This window comes from Microcoleus sp. w2-18bC1 (genome assembly GCF_036700365.1).
Lineage (GTDB): Bacteria > Cyanobacteriota > Cyanobacteriia > Cyanobacteriales > Microcoleaceae > Microcoleus.
Map to the genome: position 1 here is coordinate 1 of NZ_JAUBOS010000031.1, position 15,008 is coordinate 15,008.

Genomic DNA, 15,008 nt, shown 5'->3' on the forward strand with positions numbered 1-15,008 from the left:
TGTTTTGGTAAAAATTGTAATCTCACACTTTTTTCATTATAACCGATAACTAATCAACTTATTTATTTTTCATTCCTAATCTCGATAGCACAATTCTCGCATCCGATTTGCTGACAGCGGCAGTCCCAATTCTACCAGCGTTTGTAAATACTCGTCAGGCGTTTTTGGCGGATTTTTGAGCCTGATTCTTTGTTTCTCGGCTGCTTTGCATACTGTTTGCCAGTTGAGGTCAAGCAAGTCTAAAATAAAATCATCTGGATGCTGCGCTAAAATGTCGTAAGGTGCAAGAGCTTCTTCAGGAAAATCTCTGAGATTGAAAGTAATAATAAACTTAGAACGAGAGTGAATTGCAGCAGCTAGGACATGACGATCGCCCGGATCGGGAAGTTCTAACTCTTGTATAATTGTCTCATAGCCTTGCACCAAGCAATTTTCAACACTTGCATTCATTAATCTTTTGGTTCGAGCAAGCTGTTCAAATCTTATATCGGGACGGTTTATAAGTACATTTCTCATCCACTCGTCGTGAATTTCTTCAGTCCAACGTGCCTCAACTATGTCGGTAGTTGCCAACTCTACAAATAAGTCACGAAGAGATGCAGAATACAAAACATTAGCATCATAAACAACAGTTAAAATTGCCATGTTTTAATAGTACAAACCGAGTGCTTCTGATTCATCTACAAGCATATCCATAATTTTACTGCTTTCTTCGTAACTTTGTTTCTTATAGTCCATTAAATCTTCGTAACGTATCCTGCGACTGTTCCTGACTGTCTTGTAAGGGATTTTTCCCGCATCCAGCAACTCCCGCATATATTTATCTGAAACTCCCAGGATGTCTGCTGCTTGATAAATATGAAGTTCTTTAGTAATTGGGATCAGCTTGACAGTATTGCCGCTGCTTGTCTGTTGCAAAATCGCTAATAGCAGTGGCAATGCTGCAGCAGGTATGTCAATTGTCTTTCCCTCTTTTTCGTTTAATATCAATTTGAGGGATTCGCCAGACGGATGATTTTGCAAGTGCGATTCTAAAGCGCGGCTACTGGTTTTGGCAACCGCTGCTTCTGCTGCTGTGGGCAAAGCAGGTGCTGAGTCGGGATCTCCGGTGAATGTCATGTTAATTTAGGGGTGAGAATAACAGGCAATCAATTATAATTGTAGCAATTTCAGAATGCGATCGCCAAAATCGAGCAAGGAGGTTAACCTGTGGCATACAGCGACTTTACAACTTTAGCGAAAGTTAGAGAATCTTTTAATTTAACCGTAGAAGAACCTTTAGATTTGTTTAGTGATATCCCAGAGGTACAGCCAAGTTCCTATTTGCAAACTACTTTAACTGAAAACCTGTCTTTAGCTACTGCAATTAATACAGAAAAGGCTCGCGCTGAATTAATTATTGCTCCAATATTATTGGAAGTCAGGCGGCAATTTAATTTTCAAGTTGGTTTTTTCTCTGGTTCAGAATTCAATGTAGATGTAGAAGCGGGCTTAAACGGGTATTGCGATTATATTCTCACTGCATCGAAGGATTCCTATGAAATTCGCGCCCCCGTAATTACTCTCACAGAGGCTAAGAATGAAAGTATTAAATCCGGTTTAGGCCCGTGTATTGCAGAAATGGTAGCCGCCCAATTATTTAATCAGCGCAGCGGAGAGCAAATTGAAAGCATTTATGGGGCTGTTACTACGGGTACTGATTGGAAGTTTCTTAAATTGAGTAACAGTACAATTTTCATTGACAAGCGAGACTTTTTTATTAATGAAATTAGTCGGATTTTGGGCATTTTAACAATGCCGTTTCAAGGCTTTTATTCTATGAATCGCACTTGATGCAGCCAGCAAAATAACAGATACTAGGATTAGGGACACAACATTGCTGTGTCCCTACTGCAAAATGAATTTATTGCTTCAGGCGATTAATTTCGACAGCACATTAGACAACTTAGCACCGAGATTTTCAACAGCGTCCTGCTGTTTGGGATCTTTCATCGTACCGTCAGTATTAAATGCTTCAAAAGCTTGGGGAATTGCTTTCTGATCGGGGAGTACCAATACGTTAATATTCCCCAGGATCGATCGCAAATGCACCAATCCCCGCAAACCGCCCATTCCGCCTGGGGAAGCACTCATAATTACCGCTACTTTGCCAGTAAATGCCACCAATCCCGGTTCACCAGGTGCTGGGCGCGATACCCAATCGATCGCATTTTTCAACACAGGCGTAATTGAACTGTTATACTCAGGGGAAGCTATCAAAAACCCGTCATGCGCTACCATCAATTCCTTCAATTGGCGAGCATTTTCTGGCATTCCCTCTTTTGCTTCTAAATCTTCGTCAAATAGCGGCAGCGGCAAATCGCGCAAATCTACATAAGTAACTTCTGCGCCCGCCGCACTAGCCCCAGCCGCCGCAACTTTTACCAGCAGTTTGTTATATGATCCTTCGCGGGTACTCCCGGCAAATGCCAGTATTTTTGGTCGGTTTGTCATTGATTTTTTTCCTGCTTATTGTTTTTGCGTATAATTGTACTATTTCGAGTGATTCCAAACAAAGTCAGCAATGGGTCTATCTGCCGACAAAACAGGATTGTCACTGGAATTGAGTAAAACAGATCGCATTTTTACATTCCCGACTCCTAAACGCCTCTCGACGCGACTGGGAATGCCGTAACCGTAAATAATGTGTCCTTTCCCCGCCAACACCACAACTTGATAGTCGGGGTTGGCTTTGACAAATTCAGCTATTTTTTCCGCCATAGTTTCGTCCCACAAAACTTGGGCTTGCAAAAATCTTTCAAAAGCCGTACTATTTCCCTGTGCTGCCTTTTGGTGTTGCTGGTAAACTTCTAGCAGCAGTTGCCGATATTCGGCGTTGTCGGTGCGAATTTCGGATATTGGGGGAATGTGCTTTTTTTCCTCGGCTGTGAGGCTTTCTAAACCTTGAGTGGCAACTTTTCTCGTTACTTCGGATGGTGTATTTAAGGCGAGGACGGGTAGTTGATTTTCTTTGGCAAACCGCAAAATGGGGGCGTAAGATTCCCAGGGAAAGCGCCATCTGCGATCGTACTCTGTTTGCTCGACTAATTGCTCTTCAGTCAGTTTACCTGCTAAGTAGTTGTCGATCGCACTTTGAAAGGGACGCTGAAACATTTCCATTGCGATCGCAATTTTCCGATTTTGTCGCTGCATTTCTCGGATAATCGCCAGTTGAGCTTGGTGATCTTCCGCGCTATCGTGGGTTTCACCCAGATACACGACTTTTGCCTTCACCAACTGTTGCAGAATCTCTTGGTTAGTGTAAGTCTGCCCAGGTTGAGGGTTCGCCGTCGTTGGAGCAGCCGCTACACTGCTACACAGCAGAAAGATACTGAGCGATAAGGCGCACAGTTTGATGAGTTTGGTTGTTTTCATACACACATTATGCCGTTTCTCGCAGCAGCAAGCACAGCCGAACTCTACTATTTTAGCTGAGCAGCTAGAAAGCTCAATGCTTAATTTAAATTCATAATTATCCGCAGTTACTTCTAAAAATGTAAAGTTTAGTTGCAGGTACTTGCGCTTCTAAAAGAAGGTGCTAAATTAATAATATGAAGCGAACAAAAAGCTTCTCTGACAGATACAACCTCTAGATACCACAGCGAAGTTCACAATAGAATCTAAGGAGTAAAAACGCTGTTTAATCTCACATCTGTCTCATCAAAAAACAATAGCAGCACCCACCAACAAAGCTGATACTTCCTCAACTAATTAGAGGGGAGCAATGCAACTGAATCCGAGGATTATTGCAACTCCACATCGAAGTTGAAAAAAGAGGAAATCACTCGGTACATATGGCTGGGTGCTGTTGTTGTTAAAAGAGATTTTCGGTTGATGATGTTTTCTCAGTAAAGGCAGAGCCTCTATATATGCGTTACCGGGCAGAGCCTGGTAACGAGCATACAAGGATAAAAACTAGAAAATTACTGGAAAATTGTCTCGTCTTCCTTTCGCCACGCGGGATCGACGATACAAATAAATATTAGGGGCTCTGTGCCACAGTTGTAAATAAACTGCTTGGCGTTTGGGGGAATATAAACTGCATCTCCGGCTTCCACGAATTTATTTTCGTCGTCGATGTGCATTTCTCCAACGCCGCTGAGGATGTAATAAACTTCAGAAGTTGTCAGGGAGTGCAGTGCAGAAGTTTGCCCCACTGGCAAAGTGGCATGGGCTAAACTGTAACGCAAATCCACAGCTTGTTTGTCTGGATGCAATAATTCTCGCAGTTGAGTACCGTCGCCAGCAATAAACTCCTCGCAGGCATTTAGCTTTTGAATTAGCATTCTTTCCCCTCTCCTGAAAATCTCTTTACCACAACTTAAGTTTAATTGAAAGAGCCAGAGATGTTAAGAAATATGTAAAGCGTCGAGCGGATTTTTTAACCGTAAATTCCCGAATGCGATCGATAATCAGGACAGTCGATCGCATCTTCAGATAAAGCTATTGTAGGCTGAACGGGACACTTGAGGTGGTAGTCACCGGTGAAAAATACGCAGTTAGCACAAGGGATTTGGTGCATCCGCTGAGCTCGACGCAGGGAGTCGGTGACTGTACGCCCGACACTCAAACACAACAAAAAAACTAAGCCCCAAGCGGACACAAAACACAGCGGGACTAAAATAGGCTGTATTGCCTTAAGCAAAAAGTAAAGCATAGCAAGAAAATTTAGCGGTATAAGCCACACATACATTACAGTAGTGGAATTGCCGATCGATCGACCCAAAAGTTTAGAATCCTTTACAGCTCGATCGAGAAACCGGGCAATTATGGCATGATAAGGAGCAGTCCTTAAATAAATTTAGAGGAAATCAGTTATGACTCTGCGATTAGGCGATACAGTTCCCAACTTTACTCAAGCTTCGTCTGAAGGGGAAATCAATTTCTACGACTGGGCTGGCGATAGCTGGGTCGTGTTGTTTTCCCACCCGAAAGACTATACTCCAGTGTGCACCACAGAACTCGGTGCAGTGGCCCGTCTAAAGTCTGAATTTGAAAAGCGGGGCGTCAAAACCATTGCCCTCAGCGTCGATGATGTGGATTCTCACATGGGCTGGATTAAAGATATTGAGGAAACTCAAAATGTCACCCTCAATTATCCGATTTTAGCAGATGGCGATCGTAAAGTATCCGACATTTACGACATGATCCATCCCAACTCGCTGAACAACTTAACAATCCGCACAGTTTTTGTGATTGATCCGGAAAAGAAATTGCGTTTGAGCATTACTTATCCGGCGAGCACGGGTCGGAATTTTAATGAAATTTTGCGAGTAATTGATTCCTTGCAACTTACAGACAAATACAGCGTTGCGACTCCGGTTGATTGGAAAGACGGCGACGATTGCGTCATCGTACCTTCGATTACCGACCCGAAAGAGTTGGAAGAGAAATTTCCTAAAGGTTATACGCCGATTAAGCCTTATTTGCGGATGACTCCTCAGCCGAATAAATAGGTTTAACATTCCTGGACGCAGAACCTAATTATGTAAGGTGCCCGCAGAGCACCTTACCTCTATAATTCGCGCGTCATATCAAATCCGTTGACCTCGGAATTATTATCTCTCTCTTCTCTTTCTCTGTGTCCTCTGTGCCCTCTGCGGTTTAATCATTCCGATAAACCGGAATTGATCCCACACCAGCTTATAGTTAGGACTTGAGTCCTTAATCCGGATTTTTGAGGACTAAAGTCCTAACTACAAACAAAGAAATTGTGCAATTTTGTCTGAACAATTTAAAGTGGAGGAAAGGCTAAATGCTGTCATCAACAATTGTGTTGCGAATACCGCCCAAATTGCAAATGACAGAAGACGAGTTTTTCGAGTTCTGTCAAATCAATAGTGAATTACGCATTGAACGCAACAAATCGGGAGAATTGCTAATTATGCCCCCTACTGGTGGAACAACAGGAAATCGCAGCGGTAGCGTTTTTGGAGAGTTGTATATTTGGGCTCGCCAAGATGGAACAGGTATGTGTTTTGACTCCAGTACGGGATTTAAGCTTTCAATGGGTGACAGGTCTCCAGATGCCTCGTGGATTAAACTGGAACGGTGGAATACTTTGTCACCAGAACAGCAAGATAAATTCCCACCTATTTGCCCTGATTTTGTAGTAGAACTCAGGTCTGCTTCTGACAATCTCAAGCCATTGCAAGAAAAAATGCAAGAATATATGAGAGAACCCGGAGTGCAGTTAGGCTGGTTAATTGACCGCAAAAATCGCCGCGTTTATATTTACCGTCCTGGTTTGCCAGAGGAATGTTTGGAGAATCCGGCTACCGTTAGCGGCGACCCCGTTTTGCCGGGATTTGTACTCAATATGAGCAAGATTTGGTAAGCTTAGTATAGGAGCAACGATCGAGGAAATCAATTATGTTGACATCAACAATCGTGTTGCGAATACCACCAGAATTGCAAATGACAGATGACCAGTTTTTCGAGTTCTGTCAAATCAATAGTGAGTTACGAATTGAACGCAACAAATCGGGAGAATTGCTAATTATGCCTCCTACTGGTTCGGAGACGGGAAACCGAGAAGGTAATATATTTGGGCCACTGTGGGTTTGGGCAGAACAAAATGGTACTGGTTTAGCGTTTACTTCGAGTACAGGATTTACTCTGTCAACAGGTGCCCAAAAGTCGCCGGATGCTGCTTGGATAAAATTGGCAAGATGGAATGCTTTGTCACTAGAACAAAAGCAAAAATTTGCCCCGATTTGCCCGGATTTTGTAGTAGAACTCAGGTCGGCTTCTGACAATCTCAAGCCATTGCAAGAAAAAATGCAAGAATATATGAGAGAACCAGGAGTGCAGTTAGGCTGGTTAATTGACCGCAAAAATCGCCGAGTTTATATTTACCGTCCTGGTTTACCAGAGGAATGTTTAGAGAATCCGGCTACAGTTAGCGGCGACCCCGTTTTGCCGGGATTCGTACTCAATATGAGCAAGATTTGGTAAAAGTGGTAGCAATAAATATCAACTTCTTGTAAAAATTAATAATAGGATGTAAACACGCAAAAAATATGGATATTAAAAACGGCTTTGTAGGCACAATCGGTAACACACCACTAATTCGCTTAAACAGCTTCAGCGATGAAACAGGCTGCGAAATTCTCGGTAAAGCAGAGTTTCTCAATCCCGGCGGTTCCGTTAAAGATAGGGCCGCTTTATACATCATCAAAGACGCAGAAGAAAAAGGCTTGCTGAAACCGGGCGGCACCGTTGTTGAAGGCACTGCGGGCAATACTGGCATCGGTTTGGCTCACATTTGCAACGCTAAAGGTTACAAATGTATGATTGTGATTCCCGATAACCAATCTCAAGAAAAAATCGATGCTTTGAAAACCTTGGGCGCTGAAGTTCGGACTGTTCCCGCGGTTCCTTACAAAGACCCGAATAATTATGTCAAATTGTCGGGCAGATTGGCTGCGGAAATGGAGAATGCAGTCTGGGCAAATCAGTTTGATAATTTAGCCAATCGCCGAGCTCATTACGAGACAACGGGCCCGGAAATTTGGGAACAAACAGACGGTAAAATTGATGCTTGGGTAACAGCTACTGGTACCGGCGGCACTTTTGCTGGTGTAGGAATGTTTTTGAAAGAAAAAAATTCTGCTGTGAGAATTGTGTTGGCAGACCCGATGGGCAGCGGGCTTTACAGTTATTTCAAAACTGGGGAAATTAAGACTGAAGGTAGTTCGATTACTGAGGGAATTGGCACCACTCGCGTCACTGCAAATATGGAGAATGCCCCGGTAGACGACGCCATTCAAATTGACGATACTGAAGCTGTCCGCGTGATTTACCAACTGCTGAGGAAAGAAGGGCTGTTTATGGGCGGTTCTGTGGGGATTAATGTGGGGGCGGCTGTGGCTTTGGCGAAGCAAATGGGGCCTGGACATACGATTGTTACGGTACTCTGCGACGGCGGGGCTCGGTATCAGTCGCGTTTGTTCGATCGACAATGGTTGGCTTCCAAAGGTTTGTCACCAGATTAACCGTAGGGTGCGCTGCGGCGCACCTTAAAATCTGGACATATATAAAATCTGGGCATAAAATCTGGGCATATATGCGCGCACCTATTCCCATGATAAAAAAATAGCATATATGTAGCAGAGTGTCAAGTAAAAAATATGAAAATCAAAGAATCTTCTAGGCAAGTTCTTGTTTGCCAAAACCGCACTTGTCGCAAGCAAAATTCAGCAAAGGTACTGGCAGCTTTTCAGAAATTGTCGCCCTCAGAAGTTGAAGTTGTTGCTAGCAGTTGTTTGGGACAGTGCGGCAACGGGCCGATGGTGTTGGTGCTGCCAGAAGAGGTTTGGTACAATGCCGTTTGCCCTGAAGAAGTTGCGGCAATAACTGAGCAACATTTGCGGGGAGGAAAGCCGTTAGATAAGATGCTTTACCGCAAGTTTCACCGACTTTCTAATTAGTCGATCGCCCTCGTTTAAAATTCTTCCGCAAACAATCGGCGGAGAATTTCCGTGACTTCGGCGCAAAATCTGGCGTCGAGTTCGATCGCCAAGCGATCGACACTGGTAGAACCGCCTACAGGTTTTTCTGCCCGCAAACTCATGGCTAAAGTTCTGAGTTTGGCCGGCTTTCCCGCCGCCTTCGGCCGTTCGTCAACAAACCGCACTAAAGCCACATAAACTGTTTCTAGGGTTCCCCTGATCGAGCTGAGTCCGTAACCCAATTTTGAGATAATTACTGGAGAAGTGATCAGGCTATCCATCCCCAAAGTTTTAATTGCTACATCTACATATCGAGCGCTGTCATGTCCCATTGCTCTGACAATGCTTTCTAAGCTGTTCCACTGAGATGCTTTCATGCGCGATCGCTGTTCGATGTGGAAGTGCCATCCTAACATGGAAATCAGCCTGGTTAAATCATAAGCAGATACGGTATTACTTTGTTTGGTACTGTTTAATGCCGCACTTAGCAGCACTTGTTTTTTGGTGAGATCAAAGATTTTGGGGTTGTTGTGATAAGGATTTTCGCCGTAATCGCCGCGAAAAATTAGGTCATTATTGCCAGTAGCGCTCTTCAGCCATTGCTCTAATCCTATGCGAGTATCGAAGCGTTTGAACATTGCAGCTAAGGAGTTTGAACTTGCTATATTTGAGGCATAGCTAATCATGTCTTTTGCTACATCGTAAAAGTAAAAATCGTGTCTTAGCCCGTTGCCATCTCTAACAACGCAGTTGTCAATGTCGCAGTCGGGATATTTGCTATTTATTTGACTGACGATATTAAGGAGTGCGATAATTTTAGTGGCACTCCACTGTTCAGCATTGGTAAGCGCGTTTTTTCCCAGCCACTGTGACTGAATTTTGCCGTCTACAAAAGTACCAATACAAACGCAGGCTTCCTTAATATCTGCGTGCAAAAAATTTAAAGCTTGAGAGTTAATTTGAGGTAGTTCTCCCAGGCTGGGAAACGGGGTAGGTTTGAGGGGATTATTGGGGCCGGGAAGAGAGCTAATTACTTTTAAGCCGTCGGGTTTCTGTTTGAGATAATCGGGATAGTTTTTAATTTCTTGTTGGTAAAGGGATTTTTCAATGCCCCGGTCTAAAAAAGCTAGTTTGTTTATGTTAGCTTGGGCATCTATTTCCATTTGGAGGTAGTTTTTAAAGATGCGCGCTCGGTCTTTTGCGAGTTCGAGGGAGGTGAGGTTCATAATAATAGTTGGCAGCTTGTTACCAATAAGTAAATCACTATACTAGGATTTACGCAAACAAACCGGGTTGCTATGTAAAATTTTGGTTTGAAAAACGAAAAATTTATGAATAACCGGGTTTCAGACAGTAACTGCGTCCAAGACTATATATCTAAGCTCGCTCCCTACGATCGAGCTTTTTTGCCGCGTACTTGAATGCGTTTGTCGGTTTTTTGTTTCTTAATCCAAGAGACAAATTTCTGGAGTTCTGGGTTATTTTTGAGCTTTTCCAGGGTATTGAGCTCTTGGGCGAGGTGTTTGTTGTCAAATAGAGAGTGAATCTGGCGGTGACAGGCTGAGCAAATGTCGATTGTCGGGCTTGGATCTTCGTTTTTCCGCTTGGTGTTTTGTTTGGGGATGAGGTGATGGGCGGTTAATGCTTCCATTTGTCGATCGCACAATTCGCACTGCATAATTTTCTCAATGCTGCTGGATAGGAGAATTGCTACTTTTAGTTTAGCGCGATCGGCTTTGAGGATGTGAATGAAAGGCGATCGCACTCTCCAAACAATAAAAAAACCCCCAATAGGGGGTCATACAAATCTCTTGTGGCAGAAGCCCAAAAGCCTCTGGGATCACAAAATATACAGTAACAGAAACAAAACAATCCAAATCACATCGACAAAGTGCCAGTAAATTTCAGTCGCTTCGATGCCGAAGTGGTGCTCGCTAGAATAGTGACCTTGCACGCGCGATCGCCACACCACACCGGCCATCAGCAGCACTCCAAACGTAACGTGCAAGCCGTGAAAAGCAGTCAAAACGTAAAAGCAACTGGCATACAAATTCGTCGTCAAGCCAAACTCTAAATGAGTGTACTCGTAAACCTGACCTGCCAAGAAAACTGCGCCCATAGCAATAGTTACGAGCAACCAATTCCGCATTCCGGTGGCATCATTCTTTTTGATTGCAGTATCAGCATTGTGAATCACGAAACTGCTAGCAATCAGAATTACCGTGTTAATTCCCGGCAGCAATAACTCTCGCCCCGGCGTACCTTCAGGAGGCCACGCGGGAGCCATCGCCCGATAAATCAAATAGGCCGCAAACATACCGAAAAATATCATGCCTTCAGCGCACAGGAACACAATTACACCTAACATTCGGTGGTCGGGATGCTCGACACCATGTGCTTCTACTTCGCCCTCGTGGTGGTAATTCAGGGCTGTTTTTGCCGGATCGATCGCTGGAATTTGCATAAGAAATTGTTAATGAAGAAGTCAGTTGTCAGTTGTCAATTGGCATTAGTTAACAGTCAACAGTCAACAGTCAACAGTCAACAATGACTGATGACTGATGACTAATAACTATTCGCCATCTTGACTTTCATCAGCAGGAGAATCAACATTTATCTCTGATTCAGGAGCTACCAAAGTGGCAGTACCGCCAAAGAAAGTTGAAGCTTGAGCCTCCGCAATAGGAATACCTGTTTTCTGGGCGTTGCGGGTGGCATTTTCCCTCAGCTTGAGTCTGAGACGTTCCCCTGTATTCTGAATTTTTTCCATGCCGTAATCGTAAGGCCCCGTTGCCAATACCGGCACTCCTTCAAAATTTTCGATGGGGGGCGGCGAAGTCGTCATCCATTCCAAACTCAAAGCTTGCCAAGGATTGTCACCTGCTTTCGGGCCGTACCTCCAGCTCCAAATCACATTAATGATAAACGGGATTGTAGACACTGCCAGCATATAAGCACCGACAGTACAAATCACATTAATTGTGGTAAATTTCGGGTCGTACATTGCCACGCGCCGGGGCATTCCTTGCATCCCCAAAGCGTGCATCGGCAGGAAAGTTACAGTAAAGCCAACATAGGTTAAAACAAAGTGAACTCTACCCCAAAATTCATTAATCATCCGCCCCGTCATTTTGGGGAACCAGTGGTAAAAAGCAGCGTAAATGCCAAACACTGAGCCGCCAAACAGCACGTAGTGTAGGTGAGCGACGACAAAATAAGTGTCGTGAACGTGAATGTCGAAAGGTACGGAAGCTACCATGATCCCGGTGATGCCGCCGAGCACAAATGTTGAGATAAAACCCATGCCAAATAGCATCGCGCTGACAAGCCGGAGTTTGCCTCCCCAAATAGTTGCCAACCAGCTAAATATTTTAATCCCTGTTGGTACGGCGATGATCATAGTGGTGATCATAAAAAACATCCGCAGCCAGCCGGGAGTGCCGCTGGTAAACATATGGTGCGCCCACACGATCAAGCCCAAAAAGCTGATGGCGAGACTGGAATATGCGATCGCCAAATAACCAAAAATTGGCTTCCGGGAATGCACCGGCAAAACTTCTGAAATTACCCCGAAAAAGGGCATAATCATAATGTAAACTGCCGGGTGCGAATAAAACCAGAATAAATGCTGGTAGACGATGGGATCGCCGTTGCCGGTCGGGTTAAAAAATGCCGTTCCTGCTAACAAGTCAAACGACAACAAAATTAAAGCTGCGGCTAAGACTGGAGTAGCAATCAAAGTCAACGCTGAAGTCGCAATCATCGCCCAGCAAAACAAGGGCATATCATTGAGACCCATGCTGGGAACGCGCATCGTAAAGATGGTAATGGCAAAATTTACCGCCCCCAAAATCGAAGAAGTTCCCAGAATCAAAACGCTGAGAATCCAAATTTCTTCTCCGGCTTGAGCAGTAACTAAGCTCAAAGGCGGATAGGATGTCCAACCCGCTTGCGGAGCTCCTACCAAAAAACTGCTCAACAGCAACACGCCGCCTACGGGAATCATCCAAAAGGCAACGGCATTTAGCCTGGGAAATGCCATGTCTTTTGCCCCAATCATTAAGGGGATCAAAAAGTTAGCAAATCCGGCTCCGGCGGGTACGATCCACAGGAATATCATCACCGTCGCGTGAACAGTAAATAAACTGTTGTAGAGTTCGGGGGTGACAAAATCGGAGTCGGGGGTGGCGAGTTCTGTTCGCACCAAAGTTGCCATCACGCCGCCGATTAAATAGAAAATAAATGTTGTTACCAGGTATTGAATACCGATGACTTTGTGGTCGGTATTAAAAGTGAAGTAGTCGCGCCAATGTCTATCGGCGGGCGCTGTTCCGCGAGCCTCAGTGTTTGCACTTTCTTGGAACTGTGCTTGTGTCATAGTTATTAGTCATTAGTTATTAGTCATTAGTTATTAGCTCAGGATAAAATACCCAGTGGCCAGAACTAATGACTATTTTTAGTGATGAGTTGGGTGAAGTTGTTCTAGGGCTTCGGAATTAATTTTTATTTCCCTGACGTAGGGAGCCAAAAATTCTCCGTCTGACAATTCCCCAGGATTGACTGCAACTGCTTGCTCTAAGTTTTGACTGCTAGCAACTTGCTGGCTTTGCAGCCAAGTGTCAAATTCTTCGGGCGTGTGAACGACTGCTACAGCTTTCATCGCTCCGTGATAAGCGCCGCACAATTCAGCACAAACAACCCGGTATTCGCCGGTTTTAGTTGGTGTAAATCTCAGTTCGCTCGGCCGACCGGGAATTGCATCTTGTTTGAGGCGAAATTCCGGCAGCCAAAATGCGTGCAGCACGTCTTGAGCTGAGATATTTAGCTGTACGTCGCGGTTTGCTGGCATATGCAGTTCGCCAGAACTAACGCCGCTTTCTGGATAGCTAAAAATCCAGGCGTACTGCAAACCTGTGACATTTACAACTAAGTCTGCTGGTTTGTCTTCATTTTCTGGGGAAGCGCCGACGCCTAGAGCAACAAGTTTTCTAGACGGAATTTGAGGGGCGTTTTGGGGTGTATCTGAGAGTGTGGCTGCGATCGCACTTCCCCGCATTTTAGAGTGCGCTTGCATCGTGCCGTGGTCATGATTGCCCATCGGATCGAGGCCTCCCATTGAGTTGTAAATCTCAAAACTGTAGACTCCGATTCCTAAAATAATCACCGCTGGCACGGCTGTCCAAAGAATTTCTAAGGGAAAGTTGTCATGCCAAGGCGGCCCGTCTGTGTTGTCTCCTTGACGGCGGCGATATTTAATTGCAGCAACGATGAGAATTCCCTGGACCATGATAAATAGTCCAGTGGAAATGGTCATCATTGTATTGAAAAGTGCGTCTATGTCGGATGCTTCGTCAGAGGCGGCGATCGGCATCAAACCGTGATTCTGCCCGTACCAGAGACTGATCAGAGTCACTCCGATGCCGGCGAGCATGGTGAGGATGGAACTTGGAATGTTCACGCTGGTACTTCTTAATAGCGACACTTCTTCGCTTGAAAAATGAAGGAAGCGCCTCTGGGTTATCAATTTTTAATTGTAAATGGTATTTTTAGTAAAATGTCTCTCTTAATGGTTACTTAAGGCTTAGAATTTTTGACCAAGCGCCTGCGCGCCTCAAAAATACGTCTTTTGTACCTTGACAAAACTCAGTAAAAATGGTAGATAATCGCTCTATTTGGCTGCTAAATTTGAGATTTTTTCTCAAACACCATCAAATGCTGCTGGGGCAACATATCTTTTGTCTCTTTCCATACTAAACCGACGGCGGCCATTTCTTTTTTCACCTGCTTCTGCGTCATTTTGTGCAAACCTTTAATGGGAATCAACGGGTTTTCGCCGCGATACTCGATCGATACCGTGCGGCCTCCCGGTTTGAGCGCTTTCACAATTCCTTGCATCATTTCTCTGGGGTATGCAAACTCGTGATAAGCATCCACCATCACAACTAAATCTACGCTGTTTTCCGGTAAATTCGGATTGTCGATACTGCCCAAAACTGGCTCAACGTTAGCGATATTTTTTTCTTGTTTATTCAATTTAATAAAATTAATCATTTCCGGCTGCACGTCAACTGCTAAAACCTTTCCTTCTGGAACTAAGGGAGCGATGCGAAAGCTAAAATATCCCGTTCCCGCTCCAATGTCTGCTACAATATCGGTTGGTTTTAAATCGAGATTGTTGACTAATCGAGCTGATTTTTCTTCCATGCCGCGAGACGGTCTTTCTAGCCAACTAGCGCCTTGATATCCCATGACTTGGGCAATTTCTCGATCCATGTAAAATTTGCCAATTCCGTCGGGATTGTGGACTGTTCGCTGCTGATAAATGGTGTCGCTGTTGGCGGTTTTACTTGCTTCTGCTGCTGCACAGGCATTAAGCGGCAACAGGCAAATTATTGCTAAGATAATTGCTGCTAGCGGTTTGATGAATTGTCGGTTTTTCACGATCGTTCTAATTGTATGTTTAATTTTTTCATTACCAGGCTCTGCGCGGTTATGCAGAACCGGAGGAAGAGCCGA

The 15,008-nt window shown here is 44.4% G+C and carries 18 protein-coding genes; 6 read left to right on the forward strand and 12 right to left on the reverse strand.

What is annotated here, in order from left to right:
- Nucleotides 1–75: 75 nt before the first annotated feature.
- Both QT979_RS16965 and QT979_RS16970 read right to left on the reverse strand, forming a co-directional pair.
- Nucleotides 76–645 (reverse strand): PIN domain-containing protein, encoded by a 570-nt coding sequence (locus tag QT979_RS16965; protein WP_333215285.1) that lies wholly within the window; start codon nt 643–645, stop codon nt 76–78.
- Nucleotides 646–648: 3 nt separating this feature from the next.
- On the reverse strand, nt 649–1,119 hold the full coding sequence (locus QT979_RS16970; protein WP_333311149.1) for a helix-turn-helix domain-containing protein: 471 nt from the start codon (nt 1,117–1,119) through the stop codon (nt 649–651).
- 90 nt (nt 1,120–1,209) lie between these two features.
- On the opposite strand from QT979_RS16970, the gene QT979_RS16975 reads away from it, so the two are divergent.
- Nucleotides 1,210–1,833 (forward strand): hypothetical protein, encoded by a 624-nt coding sequence (locus tag QT979_RS16975; RefSeq protein WP_333311150.1) that lies wholly within the window; start codon nt 1,210–1,212, stop codon nt 1,831–1,833.
- Nucleotides 1,834–1,911: 78 nt separating this feature from the next.
- Here QT979_RS16975 and QT979_RS16980 read toward each other — a convergent pair whose 3' ends face one another.
- From QT979_RS16980 to QT979_RS16995, 4 genes are all read right to left on the reverse strand, one after another.
- Nucleotides 1,912–2,493 (reverse strand): NAD(P)H-dependent oxidoreductase, encoded by a 582-nt coding sequence (locus QT979_RS16980; RefSeq protein WP_333215291.1) that lies wholly within the window; start codon nt 2,491–2,493, stop codon nt 1,912–1,914.
- Nucleotides 2,494–2,532: 39 nt separating this feature from the next.
- Nucleotides 2,533–3,414 (reverse strand): ChaN family lipoprotein, encoded by an 882-nt coding sequence (locus QT979_RS16985; protein WP_333215293.1) that lies wholly within the window; start codon nt 3,412–3,414, stop codon nt 2,533–2,535.
- A 548-nt stretch (nt 3,415–3,962) separates the two neighbouring features.
- Entirely contained in the window at nt 3,963–4,325 is a 363-nt protein-coding gene (locus QT979_RS16990; RefSeq protein ID WP_333215295.1) for a cupin domain-containing protein, read from the reverse strand.
- A 95-nt stretch (nt 4,326–4,420) separates the two neighbouring features.
- Complete coding sequence (locus QT979_RS16995) at nt 4,421–4,696, reverse strand: hypothetical protein (protein ID WP_333215297.1); 276 nt, start codon at nt 4,694–4,696, stop codon at nt 4,421–4,423.
- Nucleotides 4,697–4,856: 160 nt separating this feature from the next.
- On the opposite strand from QT979_RS16995, the gene QT979_RS17000 reads away from it, so the two are divergent.
- The 5 genes from QT979_RS17000 (at nt 4,857) to QT979_RS17020 (ending at nt 8,471) form a co-directional block, all read left to right on the forward strand.
- Nucleotides 4,857–5,495, forward strand: coding sequence for a peroxiredoxin (locus QT979_RS17000; protein ID WP_006632618.1), 639 nt, complete (start codon nt 4,857–4,859; stop codon nt 5,493–5,495).
- A 299-nt stretch (nt 5,496–5,794) separates the two neighbouring features.
- Nucleotides 5,795–6,376, forward strand: coding sequence for a Uma2 family endonuclease (locus QT979_RS17005; protein ID WP_333206102.1), 582 nt, complete (start codon nt 5,795–5,797; stop codon nt 6,374–6,376).
- Between the two features lie 35 nt (nt 6,377–6,411).
- Nucleotides 6,412–6,996, forward strand: a complete 585-nt coding sequence (locus QT979_RS17010; RefSeq protein WP_333215299.1) for a Uma2 family endonuclease — start codon at nt 6,412–6,414, stop codon at nt 6,994–6,996.
- 65 nt (nt 6,997–7,061) lie between these two features.
- Complete coding sequence (locus tag QT979_RS17015; protein WP_333215301.1) at nt 7,062–8,036, forward strand: cysteine synthase A; 975 nt, start codon at nt 7,062–7,064, stop codon at nt 8,034–8,036.
- Between the two features lie 135 nt (nt 8,037–8,171).
- Nucleotides 8,172–8,471: a (2Fe-2S) ferredoxin domain-containing protein gene (locus tag QT979_RS17020; protein WP_333215303.1), complete on the forward strand. Its 300-nt coding sequence runs from the start codon at nt 8,172–8,174 to the stop codon at nt 8,469–8,471.
- A 14-nt stretch (nt 8,472–8,485) separates the two neighbouring features.
- Here QT979_RS17020 and QT979_RS17025 read toward each other — a convergent pair whose 3' ends face one another.
- The 6 genes from QT979_RS17025 to QT979_RS17050 all read right to left on the reverse strand — a co-directional run bounded on the left by QT979_RS17025 (nt 8,486) and on the right by QT979_RS17050 (nt 14,936).
- Complete coding sequence (locus tag QT979_RS17025) at nt 8,486–9,718, reverse strand: hypothetical protein (protein ID WP_333167583.1); 1,233 nt, start codon at nt 9,716–9,718, stop codon at nt 8,486–8,488.
- A 164-nt stretch (nt 9,719–9,882) separates the two neighbouring features.
- Nucleotides 9,883–10,257 carry an HNH endonuclease gene (locus tag QT979_RS17030; RefSeq protein ID WP_333311151.1) on the reverse strand — a complete coding sequence of 125 codons (375 nt, stop codon included), beginning with the start codon at nt 10,255–10,257 and terminating at the stop codon, nt 9,883–9,885.
- Between the two features lie 75 nt (nt 10,258–10,332).
- Nucleotides 10,333–10,956 (reverse strand): heme-copper oxidase subunit III, encoded by a 624-nt coding sequence (locus QT979_RS17035; RefSeq protein ID WP_333167587.1) that lies wholly within the window; start codon nt 10,954–10,956, stop codon nt 10,333–10,335.
- Nucleotides 10,957–11,064: 108 nt separating this feature from the next.
- Nucleotides 11,065–12,870: a cytochrome c oxidase subunit I gene (gene ctaD, locus QT979_RS17040; RefSeq protein ID WP_333167589.1), complete on the reverse strand. Its 1,806-nt coding sequence runs from the start codon at nt 12,868–12,870 to the stop codon at nt 11,065–11,067.
- Nucleotides 12,871–12,948: 78 nt separating this feature from the next.
- Nucleotides 12,949–13,950 (reverse strand): cytochrome c oxidase subunit II, encoded by a 1,002-nt coding sequence (locus QT979_RS17045; RefSeq protein WP_333167591.1) that lies wholly within the window; start codon nt 13,948–13,950, stop codon nt 12,949–12,951.
- A gap of 221 nt (nt 13,951–14,171) precedes the next feature.
- Nucleotides 14,172–14,936, reverse strand: a complete 765-nt coding sequence (locus QT979_RS17050) for a class I SAM-dependent methyltransferase (RefSeq protein ID WP_333215326.1) — start codon at nt 14,934–14,936, stop codon at nt 14,172–14,174.
- Nucleotides 14,937–15,008 lie beyond the last annotated feature (72 nt).

Coding starts and splice junctions, on each gene's coding strand:
- QT979_RS16965 (WP_333215285.1), bottom strand. CDS start 645: ATGGCAATTTTAACTGTTGTTTATGATGCTAATGTTTTGTATTCTGCA.
- QT979_RS16970 (WP_333311149.1), bottom strand. CDS start 1,119: ATGACATTCACCGGAGATCCCGACTCAGCACCTGCTTTGCCCACAGCA.
- QT979_RS16980 (WP_333215291.1), bottom strand. CDS start 2,493: ATGACAAACCGACCAAAAATACTGGCATTTGCCGGGAGTACCCGCGAA.
- QT979_RS16985 (WP_333215293.1), bottom strand. CDS start 3,414: ATGAAAACAACCAAACTCATCAAACTGTGCGCCTTATCGCTCAGTATC.
- QT979_RS16990 (WP_333215295.1), bottom strand. CDS start 4,325: ATGCTAATTCAAAAGCTAAATGCCTGCGAGGAGTTTATTGCTGGCGAC.
- QT979_RS16995 (WP_333215297.1), bottom strand. CDS start 4,696: ATGCTTTACTTTTTGCTTAAGGCAATACAGCCTATTTTAGTCCCGCTG.
- QT979_RS17000 (WP_006632618.1), top strand. CDS start 4,857: ATGACTCTGCGATTAGGCGATACAGTTCCCAACTTTACTCAAGCTTCG.
- QT979_RS17005 (WP_333206102.1), top strand. CDS start 5,795: ATGCTGTCATCAACAATTGTGTTGCGAATACCGCCCAAATTGCAAATG.
- QT979_RS17010 (WP_333215299.1), top strand. CDS start 6,412: ATGTTGACATCAACAATCGTGTTGCGAATACCACCAGAATTGCAAATG.
- QT979_RS17015 (WP_333215301.1), top strand. CDS start 7,062: ATGGATATTAAAAACGGCTTTGTAGGCACAATCGGTAACACACCACTA.
- QT979_RS17020 (WP_333215303.1), top strand. CDS start 8,172: ATGAAAATCAAAGAATCTTCTAGGCAAGTTCTTGTTTGCCAAAACCGC.
- QT979_RS17025 (WP_333167583.1), bottom strand. CDS start 9,718: ATGAACCTCACCTCCCTCGAACTCGCAAAAGACCGAGCGCGCATCTTT.
- QT979_RS17035 (WP_333167587.1), bottom strand. CDS start 10,956: ATGCAAATTCCAGCGATCGATCCGGCAAAAACAGCCCTGAATTACCAC.
- ctaD (WP_333167589.1), bottom strand. CDS start 12,870: ATGACACAAGCACAGTTCCAAGAAAGTGCAAACACTGAGGCTCGCGGA.